The following is a 16,107-nucleotide window of genomic DNA, read 5'->3' on the forward strand; positions in this document are numbered from 1 at the left end:
AACGGTACCGGGGAACGGTCGCCTTGACCCAGCTGAAGATGAAGAAAAAGGCCGAAATCTTGAGGATCAGCCAGAAGATCCCCGGCACGGCATAGAGCGGCGCCCAATCGACCGGCGGCAGCCAGCCACCCCAGAACAGCACCGCGTTGAGCGTGCACATCAGCAGCACGTTGGCATATTCGCCGAGCCAGAACAGCGCGAAGGCCATCGACGAATATTCGGTCTGATAGCCTGCGACCAGCTCGCTCTCCGCTTCGGTCAGGTCGAACGGCGCGCGTGCGGTTTCGGCGAGCGACGAGATGAGGAACATCACCGCCATCGGGAAGAGCAGCAGGTTGAAGCCGTACCAGTTGATAAAGCCCAGACCGTGGCCGCGCTGCCCCTCGACAATGGAGTTGAGGTTGAAGCTGCCGGTCCACAGCACGACGGTCACGATGATGAAGCCGATCGAGACCTCGTACGAGATCATCTGCGCCGACGCACGCAGCGCCGAGAAGAACGGATATTTCGAGTTCGACGCCCAGCCGGCGATCACCACGCCGTACACGCCGAGCGAGCTCACCGCGAGAATGTAGAGCAAGCCGACATTGATGTCGGCCAGCACCATGTTCTGGTCGAACGGGATCACCGCCCAGCTCAGCAATGCCACGGTGAAGGTGATGATCGGCGCAAGCAGGAACAGGCCCTTGTTGGCGCTCGAGGGAATGATGGTTTCCTGCAGGAAAACCTTCGCCGCATCGGCAAAGCTCTGCAGGATGCCGAAGGGGCCCACGACGTTCGGCCCGCGCCGCAGCGCCATCGCCGCCCAGATCTTGCGGTCGAAATAGATGACGATCGCCACCGACAGCATCACCGGCAGCGCGATCAGCAGGATCAGGATGAGATTGGCGACGAACCAGCCCCAGCCGGTGCCCAGTGCAGATTGGAAAAACTCGGTCATTCTGCGGCCTCCAGCATCTCTTCGCCGTGCAGCAGTTCAGCCGAGCAGCGCTGCATCGTCGCCGAGGCGCGCGCGATGGCGTTGGTGAGATAGAAATCCTTGATCGGATAGCCGGCCTCGCCCGAAGGGCTGGCGGCGAGCTTGGGCGGCGACCAGTCGAAGCTCGCCAGACCCTCAACTCCGAGCGCAGGAACCGCCGCGATCATTGCTGCGCGGCATTCGGCAAAGCTGTCGAAGGGCAGCTTGTGACCCAGCACTTCGGACAGTGCGCGCAGGATCGACCAGTCCTCGCGGGCGTCGCCCGGCGCGAACACGGCCTTGTCGCTCATCTGCACCCGGCCCTCGACATTGACATAGGTGCCGTTCTTTTCCGGATAGGCCGCTGACGGCAGGATGACATCCGCCGCTGCCGCGCCCTTGTCGCCATGATGGCCGACGAACACTTTGAAGCTGCCGTCGAACTTGCCGAAATCGACTTCGTCCGCACCCAGCGCGAACAGCAGCTTAGGCCTGGCCGCGACGAGATCGGCGATCCCGCCCGGTTGCGCCCAGCCGAGCATCAGACCACCCATGCGCGAGGCCGCCATGTGCAGCACGTTGAAGCCGTTCCACCGACCGTCCTCGGTGTCGCGGACGAGATTGAAGCTCTCGGCCAGCGCGAGTGCCGCGCCATGTGCGCCCTCGACGGCCAGCGCACCGCCGCCCAGGATAATCGCGGGGCGCTTCGCACCCTTCAGCGCGTCAGCGACCGCATTGGGCAGCTTCGCGAGCAGGCTCATGTCGTTGCCGAGCCATTCGACCTTGTAGGTCAGGTCGGTCTCGGCGCCGATGGCATAGACCTTGGCACCGTGCTTGATCGCTTTGCGGATGCGCGTGTTGACCAGCGGCGCTTCCCAGCGCGGGTTGGTACCGACGAGCAGGATCGCGTCGGCGGTCTCGATGCCGTTGAGCGTCGAGTTGAAATTGACCGCAGCGAGGTTCGAAACGTCATATTTCAGGCCGGTCTGGCGCCCCTCGATCAGCGTCGAGCCCATCTTGGCCAGCAGCTCGCGCGCCGCGAACATCGTTTCGCAATCGAGCAGGTCGCCCGCGACTGCCGCCACGCTGGAGCCAGCGTTCACGTCGGCGATCGCCTGGAACGCCTCGGCCCAGCTCGCAGGGACCAGCTTGCCTTCGCGGCGGACATAGGGCTTGTCGAGGCGGCGGCGCATCAGGCCATCGACCGCATAGCGGGTCTTGTCGTGCGCCCATTCCTCGTTGACGTCGTCGTTGACGCGCGGCAGCACGCGCAGCACTTCTCTGCCCCGGCTATCGAAGCGGATATTGGTGCCGACCGCGTCCATCACGTCGATGCCGAGCGTCTTCTTGAGCTCCCACGGCCGCGCCTCATAGGCATAGGGGCGCGAGGTCAGCGCGCCGACCGGGCACAGGTCGATGACATTGCCCGAAAGTTCGGACGAAACCGCCTTTTCGAGATAGCTGGTGATCTGCATGTTCTCGCCGCGACCGATCGCGCCGATCTGCTCGGTACCGGCCACTTCCTCGGCAAAGCGTACGCAACGGGTGCAGTGGATGCAGCGAGTCATCACCGTCTTGATGATCGGGCCCATATACTTTTCGGTAACCGCGCGCTTGTTCTCGTCATAGCGCGATCCGCCGCGACCATAGGCGACCGACTGGTCCTGCAGGTCGCACTCGCCGCCCTGATCGCAGATCGGGCAGTCGAGCGGATGGTTGATCAGCAGGAATTCCATCACGCCTTCGCGCGCCTTCTTCACCATGTCGCTATTGGTGCGGACTTCCTGATTGTCCATGGCGGGCAGCGCGCAGCTCGCCTGCGGCTTGGGCGGCCCGGGCTTCACCTCGACCAGGCACATGCGGCAGTTGCCGGCGATGCTCAACCGCTCGTGATAGCAAAAACGCGGGATTTCCTTGCCGGCAGCCTCGCAGGCCTGCAGCACGGTCGCACCCTGGGGGACTTCGACCTCGATCCCGTCGACGGTAAGCTTAGGCATTCTTGTCTCCACCACCGGATGCGGCCAGCGCCCGGTCGTACAATGCAGAGGCGACGTGGTTGCGCACGTCGCGGATGTTGATCTGATAGGCAAGCCCGGTCGGCATGCAGTCCTTCAGCGCGGCATCGAAGCCCATCATCGCATCGCGCTCAGCTGTCGAATCATAGTCGGTCGCGATCAGCGCGCGCGCCTGAGAGGGCGAACGTGAAGCGAGGCACTGGCCATAGGCGATGACGAACTGTCGTCCGGTAGTTTCGGTGGGACGCGCCACGTCCTGCGCAGCGAGGCCTTCGGCATGCTGCGCCAGCGCCGCATCGGCCTTGAGCGCGGCTTCAGCAAGCGCACCGCGTGCCTCGCCGGTTCGCATGGTGATGAAGGCGCGGCCGCGCGTGCAACTGGCCGTGCCTTCCATCAGACGCTTGGCCACGCTGCGTTCCTCGTCGCTTCCCTGCTCGCTCGCCAGCAGCGCGCGCACGCGCTCGGGCTGCTGCTTCAGCACACAGGCGGCGAATTCGGACACCACCTGCTGCTTGGGCACCAACGCAGGCTCTGCCGCACCCGCCATTGCGGGAGCGGAGAGCGCTGCGGCTGCCAAGAGGGAAAGACCAAGGCGCGCCATGGCGATCAGCTCACCGCACCGCGCTTGGCCGCGCGATACAGCGCCTCTGCCATTAGCGAACGCGCCGAGGCATTGTCCATCGAGCTGAAGCTGGTCTTGGCGATGCATTCGCGCAGGCGCGGCATCAGCGCGGAAAGCGCCGCGCCTTCGTCGTTGCTCTTGGGCGCGGTGGCGATCAGCGCGCGAACTTCATCGAGGCTGCCATCGGCGGCGCAATCGGCAAAGCGCTCCTTCTCGCCCTTCTCGTCGCTGCGCACCTTGAGCGCTTCGACATCGGCGGAGGCGTAGCGCGTCCAGAACATCGCTTCGGCCAGGCTACCGCGCACCGAAAGACCGCCCAGCGTGAATTCGCCCGAAGGCATGCAGTCGAAATTGGCGTTGGTCAGGCTGCGCGACGCGGCGCGTTCTTCCAGGCTGCCCTGGGTCGTGGCCAGCAGCGCCTCGACATATTTGGGATTGCGCTTGACCGCGCAGAGGGCAAAGGCGCGCATCGTGTCGGCGCCGCCCAGCGCCGTGCGCTTGAGCGCGGCCTTGACCGCATCGTCGGGCACGTTCCACCAGCCAGCACCGGTCGCCAGCGCCGGAGCCGTCATCGAAGCCATGGCCAGCACGGCCAATGTCGCCTTTGCAAACATCCTCATTCTGCAGCCTCCATCATTGAACCAGTTCCCTGCTTCTCGATGATACGGCGCTCCATCTCGGGGCGGAAATGCCGGATCAGGCCCTGGATGGGCCAGGCGGCGGCATCGCCCAGAGCGCAGATGGTGTGCCCTTCGACCTGTTTGGTGACTTCGTACAGCGTGTCGATCTCGCGGATGTCGGCATCGCCGGTGCGCATGCGTTCCATCACGCGCCACATCCAGCCGGTGCCCTCGCGGCACGGCGTGCACTGGCCGCAGCTTTCGTGCTTGTAGAAATAGCTGATCCGGCTGATCGCCTGGACGATGTCCGTCGACTTGTCCATGACGATCACCGCCGCGGTGCCGAGGCCCGATCCGACGTCCTTCAGCCCGTCGAAATCCATCGGCGCGTCGATGATCTGCGCGGCGGGCACCAGCGGCACCGACGACCCACCAGGGATGACCGCCAGCAGATTGTCCCAGCCGCCACGAATGCCGCCGCAATGCTTCTCGATCAGCTCGCGGAACGGGATGCTCATCGCTTCCTCGACCACGCACGGCTTTTCGACATGCCCGCTGATCTGGAACAGCTTGGTGCCCTTGTTGTTCTCGCGACCGAAGCTGGCGAACCAGGCGGCGCTGCGGCGCAGGATGGTGGGCACCACCGCAATCGATTCGACATTGTTCACTGTGGTCGGGCAGCCATACAGGCCAGCACCCGCGGGGAACGGCGGTTTGAGCCGCGGCTGGCCCTTCTTGCCCTCGATGCTCTCGATCATCGCGGTTTCTTCGCCGCAGATATACGCACCCGCGCCGCGATGGACGAACACGTCGAAATCATAGCCCGACTTGGCCGCATTCTTGCCGATCAGTCCCGCCGCATAGGCCTCGTCGATCGCCGCCTGCAGCACTTCGGCCTCGCGGATATATTCACCGCGCACATAGATATAGGCGGCACGCGCGCGCATCGCGAACCCGGCAATCAGCGCTCCTTCGATCAGCTTGTGCGGGTCGTGGCGCAGGATTTCGCGGTCCTTGCAGCTGCCGGGCTCGGATTCGTCGGCGTTGATCACCAGGAAGCTCGGACGGCCGTCTTTCGATTCCTTGGGCATGAAGCTCCACTTCATGCCGGTGGGGAAGCCCGCACCGCCGCGTCCGCGCAGCCCCGAGGCCTTCACTTCCTCGATGATCCTGTCCTGGCCCCAGGCGATCAGGTCCTTGGTCTTGTCCCAATCGCCACGCGCCTCAGCCGCCTTCAGGTTCCAGGGCTGGAACCCGTAGACATTGGTGAAGATGCGATCCTTGTCAGCGAGACTCACGACTGATTACCTCCAGAACGGTTGCGGCTGAAAATGCCGAAACCGCCGAACAAAAACGCCAAAATCGCCCAGACCACCCATCCGTCGCCCTGGACGAACTTGAAGATCGCCAGCGCCAGAAAGATGATGCCGAGCAGCGGGACCCCGGCCTTGACCGGCGTCGTCATCCCCATTCCCCCCGATAGTCATGGTTGGCATCGACCATCTGCTTGAGCGTGGTCGGCCCGCCTTCGGGTTCGCTGGTGTGACGGCCCGGGATCTGGGTGCCCGGCTTGGGACTCTCGCCCGCTGCCAGAGCCTCGAGGATTCCGATCGTGCGATCATAGTCCAGATCCTCGAAATTGTCGTCGTTGATCTGCACCATCGGCGCATTGGCGCAATTGCCCATGCACTCGACCTCGGTCAGCGTGAACAGGCCGTCGGGCGTGGTCTTGCCCTTGACGAGGCCCTTGTTGGCGCAGGCGGCCATCACGTCATCCGATCCGCGCAGCAGGCACGGCGTGGTGCCGCAGACCTGCACATGATAGCGGCCCACCGGCGCGAGATTGTACATCGTGTAGAAGCTCGCGACCTCGTAGGCCCGGATATAGGGCATGTCGAGCATCGCGGCGACATATTCGATCACCGGGACCGGCAGCCAGCCCTGGGTCTGCGTCTCCGCACCCACCTGGCGCTGCGCGAGATCGAGCAGCGGCATCACCGCGCTGCGCTGGCGCCCTTCGGGATAGCGCGCGATGATCGTCTTCGCCTTGGCGAGATTCTCGTCGGTGAACGCGAACGCACCCCAGCGGGCGCGGGTTTCGGCTTCATCGGGGATATGGGCTGCGTCAGCCATCAGCGGACAAACTCCACGCGCGACACCTTGTCGCCTTCAAAACTGTAGATCGACATGACCTCGAACGGCTCGGCATCGGCCGAGCGCGAGACCTTTTCGTGCAGGACCACCGTCTCGCCAAGCAGATGGCCCGAGAGGATCTCGGCACGGTTCTGCGGAAACTCGGTGAACATCGCCTTGAGCCCCGAACGCACGCCCTCGCGTCCCTCGCGCAGCACCGCGCCGCGATAGCCCGCCTCGCAGGCATCCTCGGTCATCAGCGCGACATAGGCGTCGGCATCCTGCGCATTGTAATGCGCGATCATCGCCTCAGCCACGGCCAGCCGTTCGATCACCGGTCGCACTCCCCGAACACCACGTCGATCGCCCCCAGAATGGCGGTCGCGTCGGACAGCATGTGGCCCTTGCTCATGAACTCCATCGCCTGGAGATGGCTGAACGCGGTCGGACGGATCTTGCATCGATAGGGCTTGTTGGTGCCGTCGCTGACCAGATACACGCCGAATTCGCCCTTGGGGCTTTCGGTGGCGACATAGACTTCGCCCGCAGGCACGTGGAAGCCTTCGGTATAGAGCTTGAAGTGATGGATGAGCGCTTCCATCGACTGTTTCATCTCGCCGCGCTTGGGCGGAACCACCTTGCGGTCGAGCGAGGCGATCGGGCCGTCGGGCATCTCGTTGAGGCACTGGCGCATGATCCGCGCGGACTGGCGCACTTCCTCGACGCGGACCATGAACCGGTCATAGCAGTCGCCGCGCGTGCCGACGGGCACGTCGAACTCCATCCGGTCATACACATCATAGGGCTGCGACTTGCGCAGATCCCAGGGGATGCCGCTGCCGCGGATCATCGGACCCGAAAAGCCCCAACGCACCGCGTCGTCCTTCGACACCACGGCGATATCGACATTGCGCTGCTTGAAGATGCGGTTGTCGACCACCAGGCTCATCGAATCCTCGAACAGCTTGGGGAAGGTGTCGAGCCAGTCTGCCAGATCGGTCAGCAGCTTGAGCGGCACGTCCTGATGCACGCCGCCAGGGCGGAACCAGGCGCTGTGCATGCGCGCGCCCGAGGCGCGTTCGAAGAAGTTGAGGCAATCCTCGCGGATCTCGAACAGCCACAGGTTGGGTGTCATCGCGCCCACGTCCATGACGTGCGCGCCGAGGTTGAGCATGTGGTTGCAGATGCGGGTCAGCTCGGCGAACAGCACGCGCAGATACTGGGCGCGCAGTGGAACCTCGAGGTTCAGCAACTTCTCGATCGCGAGCACATAGCTGTACTCCATCGCCAGCGGCGAGCAGTAATCGAGCCGGTCGAAATAGGGCAGAGCCTGGAGATAGGTCTTGTACTCGATCAGCTTTTCGGTGCCGCGGTGCAGCAGGCCGACATGCGGATCGATGCGCTCGACGATCTCGCCGTCGAGCTCCATCACCATCCGCAGCACGCCGTGCGCCGCAGGGTGCTGGGGCCCGAAATTGATCGTGTAATTCTGGATTTCCAGATCGCCGGTGGTCGAATCCTGTTCGACCAGACCCTCGACGGTCATGTCCTGAAGCGACTCGGCCATCACGCCTTATCCTCCTTGGGTGCGTTCTCGCTCGGCTTGGCGGCCTCCTTGTTGGCGGCCGCGCCAGCGCCGGTGTCCGACGGCTTGTCGGTCGTCTTGGGGATATCGGCATGCGGCGGACCGCCCAGCGATTTCTCGTCGCCCGGAAGCACGTAATCCGCGCCTTCCCAGGGCGAGGTGAAATCGAAGTTGCGGAAGTCCTGCGCCAGCTTCACCGGTTCATAGACCACGCGGCCCTGCTCTTCGGAATAGCGCATCTCGCTATAGCCGGTGAGCGGGAAGTCCTTGCGGAAGGGATGGCCGCGAAACCCGTAATCGGTGAGGATGCGCCGCAGGTCACGATTGCCGGCAAAGATCACGCCGTACATGTCGTACACTTCGCGCTCGAGCCAGCCGGCCACTTCCCAGATATGCGTGACGGTGGGCACCGGGGTGTCCTCATCGGTCGTGCACGCGACGCGGATGCGGTGGTTCTTCGTCAGGCTCAGCAGGCAATAGACGACCTCGAACCGCTCGGCCCGGTCGGGATAATCGACGCCCGCGATTTCCATCAGCTGCTGATATTCGTGGACGTCGCGCAGCAGATCGAGCGCTTCGGCCACCGCCTCGCGGCGGACGGTGAAGCAATACTCGCCCTGGGTGAAGCGCGTCGCCAGCAGCCGGTCACCCAGCGTGGCGGCGACGGCATCGCCCAGGCCATCGAGAACGGCATAGCGTGGCGCCGAATGTCCCATGTACGTCCCTTAACGTGCGTAACGATTCCGGCCCGCCTCCACGACAGGCCCATCACTCAAATCAGCGCTCGATCGTGCCGACCCGGCGGATCTTGCGCTGCAACTGCATCACGCCGTAGAGCAGAGCCTCGGCGGTCGGCGGGCAGCCGGGGACATAGATGTCCACCGGAACGATGCGGTCGCAGCCGCGCACCACCGAATAGCTGTAATGATAATAGCCACCGCCATTGGCGCAGCTGCCCATCGAAATCACGTATTTCGGCTCGGACATCTGGTCGTAGACGCGGCGCAGTGCCGGGGCCATCTTGTTGCACAGCGTGCCCGCGACGATCATCACGTCCGACTGGCGCGGCGAAGCGCGCGGCGCGACGCCGAAGCGCTCCATGTCGTAGCGCGGCATGTTGACATGGATCATCTCCACCGCACAGCAGGCCAGGCCGAAGGTCATCCACCAGAGCGAGCCGGTGCGCGCCCATTGGAACAGCTCTTCGGTCGAGGTGACAAGAAAGCCCTTGTCCGAGACCTCGGAATTGATGTCGTTGAAGAAACCGGCGTCAGGCAGCGTCCCGGCAGGCGGAACGACCGCGCCGGAGGTGCCGGTGACGAGCGCCGGATTTTGCGGATTTACTCCCAATCGAGTGCTCCCACTTTCCATGCGTAAATCAGGCCGATGACGAGTTCGAACAGGAACACCATCATCGTGAGCCAGCCGGCCCAGCCGATCTGTTCGAGCGAGACTGCCCAGGGGAACAGGAACGCCGCTTCGAGATCGAAGATGATGAAGAGGATGGCGACGAGGTAGAACCGGACGTCGAACTGGCTGCGCGAATCCTCGAACGCGGGGAAGCCGCATTCATATTCGCTCAGCTTGGCGACAGTAGGTTTGTGCGCTCCTGTGAGCCGCGACACCCCGATCGGCAGGAAGACAAACGCCACCGACAAGAGCAGAGCGACCGCCAGGAACAGCAGGATCGGCAGATATTCGGCCATGCGCGCGTCCCATTCGTGCGTGTTGCTTCGGGCGTCTTTAGGCCAGCAATCCCGCTATCGCAAGCCGCAAGACCCCCCTTTTTTGCGGCGATGCACAACAGGGCGGAAGGACACGAAAGTTGCGCTTTTCAGTGCCTTTCGGCACAATCCATGCCGGGCGGGAGCGCTAGACAAGGGGCGCGGCGCGGGGGATGCGCCGCTTTTGGAGGGACTCGAAACGATGAAGGGTTTGAAATCGGCCGTTTTCGGCATGGCAACGGCACTGGCAATGGTCTGCGCGGTGCCCGCATCGGCACAGAATGTCAGCGCCACGCGGCCAGACAGCATCGCCGCCGTCCTCAAGGCCCGCGGCCTGCCGAGCGAACTGAAACAGGGCGACGGCAACCCCTATATCCGCAGCGCCTATGACGACATGCCGTTCCTGATCGCGCTGATGAACTGCGACGATGCCAAGGCCAATTGCGCGACGGTGCAATTCTATTTCGGCTTCAACGACCGCAAGGGCTTCAGCCTCGACAAGCTCAACGAATGGAATGCCAAGAAGCGCTTCGTCCGCGCCTATCGCGACGACGACAACGATCCGGTGCTGGTGATGGACGTCGATACCGACAAGGGCGGCATTCCGCAGGCGGTGTTCAACGAGAATCTGAGCGTCTGGCTCGACCAGATGCAGCAATATCGCCGTTTCGTGACGGAGTGACCCCTCGCCAAAGGATTATCGTCACCCCCGCGAAAGCGGGGGTCCCGCTTCAATCGAACAATGCCTGCCAATAGCGGGATTCCCGTCTTCGCGGGAATGACGGGGAAGTGCCTGAAACGAAGGTTCAGCGCAACGCGCCGACCAGCAGCTTGTGCAGCCGCGAGTGCAGCGCATCGTTGCCCGCGATCACCTGCTGGCGCTCGATCGGCTGGCTGCCGCCGCGGAAATCGGTGACGAAACCGCCCGCCTCGCGCACCAGCAGGATGCCTGCCGCGACATCCCAGGGCTTGAGACCGCTTTCCCAGAAGCCGTCGAACTTGCCCGCCGCGAGCCAGGCCAGGTCGAGCGAGGCCGCGCCGAACCGGCGGATGCCGGCCACCTCGGGCGCGATCGCGCCGAAGATGCGCGTCCATTCCGCCATGTCGCCATGGCCCAGGAACGGGATGCCGGTCGCGATCAGCGCCTCGCTGAGGTTGCGGCGGCCCGAGACGCGCAGACGGCGGTCGTGCAACCACGCGCCGCGCGACTTTTCCGCCCAGTAGCTCTCGTCGGTCACCGGCTGGTAGATCAGCGCGGCGCTGATCTCGCCCCAGCCCTTGCCGTCGAGCGCCGGTTCCTGCACCGCGATCGAGATCGCGAAATGCGGGATGCCGTGCAGGAAGTTGCTGGTGCCGTCGAGCGGATCGATGATGAAGCGCGGCTTGCCCGGCTCGGCGGGAATGTCCCCGCCCTCCTCGAGCAGGAAGCCCCAGCCGGGACGCGCCTTGCTCAGCTCGTCATACAGCACGCGCTCGGCATGCTGATCGGCCTTGGACACGAAATCCGCCGGGCCCTTTTTCGAGACCTGGAGATGTTCCACCTCGCCAAAGTCACGCCGCAAGCGGCCGCCGGCCTTGCGCGCGGCGCTTTCCATGACACGGATGATGGCAGAAATGGCAGGCATGAATTCAGGTCCGATCAGTCCGCCTTGCGGACATATTCCTTGGCATAGACATCGACGACAATGCGCGTGCCGCTGCTGATATGCGGCGGCACCATCACGCGCACGCCATTGTCGAGGATCGCCGGCTTGTAGCTCGACGAGGCGGTCTGGCCCTTCACCACCGCATCGGCCTCGACGATCGTCGCCTCGATCTGATCGGGCAGCTGCACCGAGATCGGGCGCTCGTCATACAGCTCGAGCGTCACCTGCATGCCGTCCTGGAGGAACGCAGCCTCGTCACCCAGCAGCTTTTCGGCGATCGTGATCTGGTCGTAGGTTTCCTGGTCCATGAACACGAAGCTGTCGCCATCGGCGAACAGGAACTGGAAGTCCTTGGTGTCCAGACGGACCTTCTCGACCGTGTCGGCGCTGCGGAAGCGCACATTGGTCTTGCGGCCGTCTTCCAGGTTCTTCATCTCGACCTGCATGAAGGCGCCGCCCTTGCCGGGCTGGGTGTGCTGAATCTTGGCGACCTTCCAGATGCCGCCTTCATATTCCAGAATGTTACCGGGGCGAATATCAACACCGCTGATCTTCATGCGAGGCTCGTTTCCATTGGATTTCAGGGAATGGACAGGCCCTCTAGGCGCATGATGCGGGCATGGCAAGCGCTTTGGCGCGCACCGGGGCGCGACCCTGACCGACGTATCGCATTGGTCGGTCGGCACCATCCGCCTGTCGATATGACACCAGCATGACGGTTTCTTCCTATCTAACACTAGCTGCAGATAGTAGATGAGCTGCAGCCCCAAAGCTGCTATGACGTTGCCGGGGATTGGATTAGACGATCATGCCATTGTTCAGCATCAAGACGCCCGCCGCCGGCATTTTTGGCCGCACCCGCAACGAAATCGCTTCGGCGCATTCGGGGCGCGGCGAAGGCACGCCCGATGTCGAGGAGTTCGAGGCGGATTTCGTCAGCTATCTCAACCGGCTCGATAGCTCAGGGCGCGTCTGTGCGGCGGTGTTCGGCCATGATCGCAAGGAATTCTCGCACGGCTGAGGCCTCGCCATCGGCATGGTTCCAGACCCCGGCTGACACGGCCACAAAATCCGCCCCCGCCTCGATCAGCGGCGCGGCATTGGCCACGGTGATCCCGCCGATCGCGACACAGGGCAGTTCCATCATCGACGACCACCAGTGCAGGATCTCGGGCTCGGCCTGATATTTGGCCTGCTTGGTCTCGCTGGGATAGAAGGCCCCGAAGGCGACATAGTCAGCGCCCGCTTCCCCTGCCTCCAGAGCCAGATGCCGGCTGTTGTGGCAGGTGACGCCGATCTGCGCGTCACGCCCCAGCACATCGCGCGCCTCGCGCGGATCGCCATCGCCCTGCCCCAGATGCACGCCATCCGCTCCGAGCCGCTTGGCGAGCGCGATGCTGTCATTGACGATGAAGGCGCAGTCCTGCTCGGCGCAGATCGCCTGGAGCGGCGCGGCGAGCCGCGCGGCGGCATGCTGGTCGATATCCTTGACCCGGAACTGGAACGCCGCCACCGGCCCCGCCTCCAGCGCCGCGCGAAGCCGATCCGGGAAATCCCCGCCGACATCGAGCGGGGAGATCAGATAGAGCTGGCAACCGGGGTCAGGCATGCGATCAGGCCACCGATGCGGCGTGGATCTCGTCGATCGCGCCGCCGAGCGAGGCATCGAATTCCTCATCGCTCATCTGGTGCTTGAGATCGTTGAGCAGAGCGCGCGAGAAGCTGGCGATCACGCCGGGATTCTTTGCCAGCTCGACACAGGCTTCGGCGCGACTGAAACCACCCGACAGCGCAACGACGCGGACCACCGCCGGGTGTGCGACCAGATCGGCGAACAGGCCCGGCTGCGCAGGCAGCGAGAGCTTGAGCATCACGCGGCGGCCTTCGGGCAGCGCGTCGAGCGCCTTCTTGAGCTCTGCATTGAGGATTTCGTCGCACTGGGCGCGCGTCTCGCTCTTGATGTTCACTTCGGGCTCGATGATCGGGATGAGGCCGTGGTCGAGGATTTCACTCGCAACCTCGAACTGCTGCTTGACGATCGCCGCGATGCCGCTTTCCGATGCCGAGTTGATCACCGAACGCATCTTGGTGCCGAAGATGCCCAGACCCTTGGCGCGATCGAGCAGGTCACCCAAACCGCCGATCGGCTTCATCAGCTGCACGCCGTCGGCTTCGTCTTCCAGACCCTTGTCGACCTTGAGGAAGGGCACCACGCCGCGCTCCCACAGCAAGGCGGGCACCGGCTTGCCGCCGGCCTCTCCGTCCATGGTGCGCTCGAACAAGATCGCGCCGATCACCTTTTCGCCGTTGAAGCAGGGCGAGGTGACGATACGGCTGCGCATGCCGTGGATCAGCGCGAACATTTCCTCGTCATTGCTCCACGCGCCGTCCTCGATGCCATAGCCCTTGAGCGCCTTGGGCGTCGAACCACCGCTCTGGTCGAGCGCGGCGATAAAGCCCTGGCCCGATTCGATCTTGGCCAGCATCTCATTGAAAACAGCGGTGTCGGTCATGGTCACTCTTCCCTGATTTTAGGCTTATTGGTTGATGGTTGCCGATCGGCGCTCAGCTTTCGAGCGCCTTGACGCCGGGCAGTTCCTTGCCTTCCATCCATTCGAGGAAGGCGCCGCCAGCGGTTGAAACAAAGGAGAAATCGTCCGCCGCACCGGCATGGTTGAGCGCCGCCACGGTATCGCCGCCGCCCGCGACCGAGACCAGCGTGCCCTCGCGGGTCAGCGCGGCCGCGGTCCGCGCGAGCGCGACGGTCGCGGTGTCGAACGGCGGATATTCGAACGCGCCGAGCGGACCGTTCCAGACCAGAGTCCGGCAGGTCTTGAGCACGTCGGACAAGGCCTCAACCGCCGCCGCGCCAACATCGAGGATCATCTCGTCGGCCTCGACCTCGTGCACATTGGCGGTGCGGCACGGCACGTTCGCGCCGAATTCCTTGGCCACCACCACGTCATAGGGCAGGTGCACCGTGCACCCTGCAGCATCGGCGGCGTCGAGAATGGCGTTGGCGGTATCGGCGAGATCATGCTCGCACAGCGACTTGCCGACATCGACCCCGCGCGCGGCGAGGAAGGTATTGGCCATGCCCCCGCCGATGATCAGATGATCGACCTTGCCGACCAGGTTGGTCAGCACGTCGAGCTTGGTCGAAACCTTCGATCCGCCGACCACCGCCGCAACCGGGTGCTCGGGCTTGCCGAGCGCGGCTTCGAGCGCCTTCAGCTCCGCCTCCATCTGCCGACCGGCAAAGGCGGGCAGCACATGCGCCAGCCCTTCGGTGGTCACATGCGCGCGGTGCGCCGCGGAAAAGGCATCGTTGACATAGAAATCGCCGAGCGCTGCCATCTGCTTCGCCAGCACGGGATCGTTCTTCTCCTCGCCGGGGAAGAAGCGGCTGTTCTCGAGCACGGTGATGCTGCCCGGATCGAGCACGTCGATTGCGTGACGATCGGGCGATTCGAGGAAGCCGACCGGACGGCCCATCACGTCGGAGAGCGCGTGCGCGATCGGGCGCAGTGTGAACTCGGGATCGACCTTGCCCTTGGGGCGGCCGAAATGCGCGAGCACCAGTACCTTGGCGCCGTGATCGGCGAGTTCCGCCAGCGTCGGCATCGCCGCCCGCAGCCGGGTGTCGTCGGACACCCGGCCTTCGTGGATCGGCACATTCAAGTCTTCGCGAACCAGGACGGGCTTGCCCGCCAGTCCGTGGCGGTCGGCAATCAGGTCATCGAGGGTCTTGAACATGCGCTGGCGTCCTCTCCTTGTCTTGTCTGCCGCGATCAGATCAGCCCGGCGATCACGCCTGCGGTATCGACCATGCGGTTGGAGAAGCCCCATTCGTTGTCGTACCAGCTGATCACGCGGACGAGCTTGCCGTCGATTACCGCGGTTTCCAGGCTGTCGATGGTCGAGCTGGCCGGATCGTGGTTGAAGTCGATCGAGACGAGCGGCTCGTCGGTATAGGCGAGCACGCCCTTGAGCGGACCTTCGGCCGCGGCCTTGAGCGCGCCGTTGATTTCCTCGACCGTGGTGTCGCGGCCCGGGGTGAAGGTGAGGTCGACCAGGCTGACATTGGGGGTCGGCACGCGGATCGCCGATCCGTCAAGCTTGCCCTTGAGCTCGGGCAGCACCAGACCCACCGCGCGCGCGGCACCGGTGGTGGTCGGGATCATCGACATCGCGGCGGCACGCGCGCGGCGCATGTCGCCATGGATCTGGTCGAGGATCTTCTGGTCGTTGGTATAGCTGTGCACCGTGGTCATCAGGCCGCGCTCGATGCCGACCAGATCGTTGAGCACCTTGGCCATCGGCGCGAGGCAGTTGGTGGTGCAGCTGGCATTCGAGACGACCAGATCGTCGGCGGTCAGCACGTCATGGTTGACGCCGAACACGATGGTCTTGTCCGCGCCGGTGGCAGGGGCGGAGATCAGCACACGCTTGGCACCTGCGGTCATATGCGCGCTCGCCTTGGCCTTGTCCGCGAAGAAGCCGGTGCATTCGAGCGCGATATCGACGCCCATCTCGCCATGCGGCAGCTTGGCGGGGTCGCGCTCGGCAGTCACCTTGATCGCCTTGCCGTTGACGATCATGCTGTCGCCTTCGGCGCTCACCGTGCCGGGGAAGGCGCCATGGACGCTGTCGCGCTTGAACAGCAGGGCATTGGCCTTGGCATCGCCCAGATCGTTGATCGCGACCAGCTCCAGATCATGGTCGGTGCGCTCCAGGATCGCGCGCGCGACCAGACGGCCGATGCGGCCAAAACCGTTGATTGCAACCTTGACTGCCATGGGAA

At 64.1% G+C, this 16,107-nt stretch carries 20 protein-coding genes; 2 read left to right on the top strand and 18 right to left on the bottom strand.

Features of this window, described 5'->3' with window-relative positions; all coding sequences use genetic code 11:
• From DM995_RS04675 to ndhC, 12 genes are all read right to left on the bottom strand, one after another.
• A partial coding sequence (locus DM995_RS04675) for a complex I subunit 1/NuoH family protein (protein ID WP_232824060.1) occupies window positions 1–940 on the bottom strand: 940 nt, incomplete at its 3' end.
• Entirely contained in the window at window positions 937–2,955 is a 2,019-nt protein-coding gene (gene nuoG / locus DM995_RS04680) for an NADH-quinone oxidoreductase subunit NuoG (RefSeq protein ID WP_116968653.1), read from the bottom strand. The genes DM995_RS04675 and nuoG, both read right to left, overlap by 4 nt.
• Window positions 2,948–3,550, bottom strand: coding sequence for a hypothetical protein (locus tag DM995_RS04685; RefSeq protein ID WP_232824061.1), 603 nt, complete (start codon window positions 3,548–3,550; stop codon window positions 2,948–2,950). The genes nuoG and DM995_RS04685 overlap by 8 nt, the downstream gene beginning before the upstream one ends.
• Window positions 3,551–3,579: 29 nt before the next feature.
• Window positions 3,580–4,215: a hypothetical protein gene (locus DM995_RS04690; RefSeq protein WP_157973074.1), complete on the bottom strand. Its 636-nt coding sequence runs from the start codon at window positions 4,213–4,215 to the stop codon at window positions 3,580–3,582.
• Window positions 4,212–5,513 carry an NADH-quinone oxidoreductase subunit NuoF gene (gene nuoF, locus DM995_RS04695; RefSeq protein WP_116968656.1) on the bottom strand — a complete coding sequence of 434 codons (1,302 nt, stop codon included), beginning with the start codon at window positions 5,511–5,513 and terminating at the stop codon, window positions 4,212–4,214. Before nuoF ends, DM995_RS04690 begins: the two co-directional genes overlap by 4 nt.
• Window positions 5,510–5,680, bottom strand: a complete 171-nt coding sequence (locus tag DM995_RS21680) for a hypothetical protein (RefSeq protein ID WP_198669254.1) — start codon at window positions 5,678–5,680, stop codon at window positions 5,510–5,512. Before DM995_RS21680 ends, nuoF begins: the two co-directional genes overlap by 4 nt.
• Window positions 5,677–6,348: an NADH-quinone oxidoreductase subunit NuoE gene (nuoE, locus tag DM995_RS04700; RefSeq protein WP_116968657.1), complete on the bottom strand. Its 672-nt coding sequence runs from the start codon at window positions 6,346–6,348 to the stop codon at window positions 5,677–5,679. The genes DM995_RS21680 and nuoE overlap by 4 nt, the downstream gene beginning before the upstream one ends.
• The gene (locus tag DM995_RS04705; protein ID WP_116970332.1) at window positions 6,348–6,653 is read right to left on the bottom strand and encodes a nuclear transport factor 2 family protein; all 306 of its coding nucleotides are present in this window, start codon (window positions 6,651–6,653) and stop codon (window positions 6,348–6,350) included. The genes nuoE and DM995_RS04705 overlap by 1 nt, the downstream gene beginning before the upstream one ends.
• A 26-nt stretch (window positions 6,654–6,679) precedes the next feature.
• Window positions 6,680–7,915 (bottom strand): NADH-quinone oxidoreductase subunit D, encoded by a 1,236-nt coding sequence (locus tag DM995_RS04710; protein WP_446654075.1) that lies wholly within the window; start codon window positions 7,913–7,915, stop codon window positions 6,680–6,682.
• Window positions 7,915–8,649, bottom strand: coding sequence for an NADH-quinone oxidoreductase subunit C (locus DM995_RS04715; RefSeq protein WP_023837702.1), 735 nt, complete (start codon window positions 8,647–8,649; stop codon window positions 7,915–7,917). The genes DM995_RS04710 and DM995_RS04715 overlap by 1 nt, the downstream gene beginning before the upstream one ends.
• 61 nt (window positions 8,650–8,710) lie before the next feature.
• On the bottom strand, window positions 8,711–9,304 hold the full coding sequence (locus DM995_RS04720; protein ID WP_232824063.1) for a NuoB/complex I 20 kDa subunit family protein: 594 nt from the start codon (window positions 9,302–9,304) through the stop codon (window positions 8,711–8,713).
• Window positions 9,274–9,639, bottom strand: a complete 366-nt coding sequence (ndhC, locus tag DM995_RS04725) for an NADH-quinone oxidoreductase subunit A (protein WP_060979695.1) — start codon at window positions 9,637–9,639, stop codon at window positions 9,274–9,276. The genes DM995_RS04720 and ndhC overlap by 31 nt, the downstream gene beginning before the upstream one ends.
• A gap of 220 nt (window positions 9,640–9,859) precedes the next feature.
• Between ndhC and DM995_RS04730 the strand changes: the two genes are divergently transcribed.
• A complete protein-coding gene (locus tag DM995_RS04730) occupies window positions 9,860–10,339 on the top strand; it encodes a YbjN domain-containing protein (RefSeq protein ID WP_157973075.1) in 480 nt (159 codons plus the stop codon).
• Between the two features lie 124 nt (window positions 10,340–10,463).
• Here the strand turns inward: DM995_RS04730 and DM995_RS04735 are convergent, their stop codons facing one another.
• Window positions 10,464–11,282, bottom strand: a complete 819-nt coding sequence (locus tag DM995_RS04735; RefSeq protein WP_023837706.1) for an inositol monophosphatase family protein — start codon at window positions 11,280–11,282, stop codon at window positions 10,464–10,466.
• Window positions 11,283–11,296: 14 nt separating this feature from the next.
• Window positions 11,297–11,860, bottom strand: a complete 564-nt coding sequence (efp, locus tag DM995_RS04740; protein ID WP_023837707.1) for an elongation factor P — start codon at window positions 11,858–11,860, stop codon at window positions 11,297–11,299.
• A gap of 251 nt (window positions 11,861–12,111) precedes the next feature.
• Here efp and DM995_RS04745 point away from each other — a divergent pair, with 251 nt between their 5' ends.
• Entirely contained in the window at window positions 12,112–12,324 is a 213-nt protein-coding gene (locus DM995_RS04745) for a hypothetical protein (protein WP_157973076.1), read from the top strand.
• Here the strand turns inward: DM995_RS04745 and thiE are convergent.
• From thiE to gap, 4 genes are read right to left on the bottom strand one after another with little or no spacing between them, the layout of a single operon-like run.
• Window positions 12,265–12,912, bottom strand: coding sequence for a thiamine phosphate synthase (gene thiE / locus DM995_RS04750; RefSeq protein ID WP_116968659.1), 648 nt, complete (start codon window positions 12,910–12,912; stop codon window positions 12,265–12,267). The two genes, DM995_RS04745 and thiE, sit on opposite strands and share 60 nt — an antisense overlap.
• A gap of 4 nt (window positions 12,913–12,916) precedes the next feature.
• Window positions 12,917–13,816 carry a fructose bisphosphate aldolase gene (locus DM995_RS04755; protein WP_116968660.1) on the bottom strand — a complete coding sequence of 300 codons (900 nt, stop codon included), beginning with the start codon at window positions 13,814–13,816 and terminating at the stop codon, window positions 12,917–12,919.
• A gap of 52 nt (window positions 13,817–13,868) precedes the next feature.
• On the bottom strand, window positions 13,869–15,059 hold the full coding sequence (locus DM995_RS04760) for a phosphoglycerate kinase (protein ID WP_116968661.1): 1,191 nt from the start codon (window positions 15,057–15,059) through the stop codon (window positions 13,869–13,871).
• 35 nt (window positions 15,060–15,094) lie between these two features.
• Entirely contained in the window at window positions 15,095–16,102 is a 1,008-nt protein-coding gene (gene gap / locus DM995_RS04765; RefSeq protein ID WP_116968662.1) for a type I glyceraldehyde-3-phosphate dehydrogenase, read from the bottom strand.
• Between the last annotated feature and the right edge of the window lie 5 nt (window positions 16,103–16,107).

The organism is Blastomonas sp. UPD001 (assembly GCF_003426715.1).
Classification (GTDB): Bacteria; Pseudomonadota; Alphaproteobacteria; order Sphingomonadales; family Sphingomonadaceae; genus Blastomonas.

What these genes read in the sequence shown, in the direction of transcription:
- nuoG (WP_116968653.1), bottom strand. Translation starts at nt 2,955, where the DNA reads ATGCCTAAGCTTACCGTCGACGGGATCGAGGTCGAAGTCCCCCAGGGT.
- DM995_RS04690 (WP_157973074.1), bottom strand. Translation starts at nt 4,215, where the DNA reads ATGAGGATGTTTGCAAAGGCGACATTGGCCGTGCTGGCCATGGCTTCG.
- DM995_RS21680 (WP_198669254.1), bottom strand. Translation starts at nt 5,680, where the DNA reads ATGACGACGCCGGTCAAGGCCGGGGTCCCGCTGCTCGGCATCATCTTT.
- nuoE (WP_116968657.1), bottom strand. Translation starts at nt 6,348, where the DNA reads ATGGCTGACGCAGCCCATATCCCCGATGAAGCCGAAACCCGCGCCCGC.
- DM995_RS04705 (WP_116970332.1), bottom strand. Translation starts at nt 6,653, where the DNA reads ATGATCGCGCATTACAATGCGCAGGATGCCGACGCCTATGTCGCGCTG.
- DM995_RS04710 (WP_446654075.1), bottom strand. Translation starts at nt 7,915, where the DNA reads ATGGCCGAGTCGCTTCAGGACATGACCGTCGAGGGTCTGGTCGAACAG.
- DM995_RS04715 (WP_023837702.1), bottom strand. Translation starts at nt 8,649, where the DNA reads ATGGGACATTCGGCGCCACGCTATGCCGTTCTCGATGGCCTGGGCGAT.
- DM995_RS04720 (WP_232824063.1), bottom strand. Translation starts at nt 9,304, where the DNA reads ATGGAAAGTGGGAGCACTCGATTGGGAGTAAATCCGCAAAATCCGGCG.
- ndhC (WP_060979695.1), bottom strand. Translation starts at nt 9,639, where the DNA reads ATGGCCGAATATCTGCCGATCCTGCTGTTCCTGGCGGTCGCTCTGCTC.
- DM995_RS04730 (WP_157973075.1), top strand. Translation starts at nt 9,860, where the DNA reads ATGAAGGGTTTGAAATCGGCCGTTTTCGGCATGGCAACGGCACTGGCA.
- DM995_RS04735 (WP_023837706.1), bottom strand. Translation starts at nt 11,282, where the DNA reads ATGCCTGCCATTTCTGCCATCATCCGTGTCATGGAAAGCGCCGCGCGC.
- efp (WP_023837707.1), bottom strand. Translation starts at nt 11,860, where the DNA reads ATGAAGATCAGCGGTGTTGATATTCGCCCCGGTAACATTCTGGAATAT.
- DM995_RS04745 (WP_157973076.1), top strand. Translation starts at nt 12,112, where the DNA reads ATGCCATTGTTCAGCATCAAGACGCCCGCCGCCGGCATTTTTGGCCGC.
- thiE (WP_116968659.1), bottom strand. Translation starts at nt 12,912, where the DNA reads ATGCCTGACCCCGGTTGCCAGCTCTATCTGATCTCCCCGCTCGATGTC.
- DM995_RS04755 (WP_116968660.1), bottom strand. Translation starts at nt 13,816, where the DNA reads ATGACCGACACCGCTGTTTTCAATGAGATGCTGGCCAAGATCGAATCG.
- DM995_RS04760 (WP_116968661.1), bottom strand. Translation starts at nt 15,059, where the DNA reads ATGTTCAAGACCCTCGATGACCTGATTGCCGACCGCCACGGACTGGCG.
- gap (WP_116968662.1), bottom strand. Translation starts at nt 16,102, where the DNA reads ATGGCAGTCAAGGTTGCAATCAACGGTTTTGGCCGCATCGGCCGTCTG.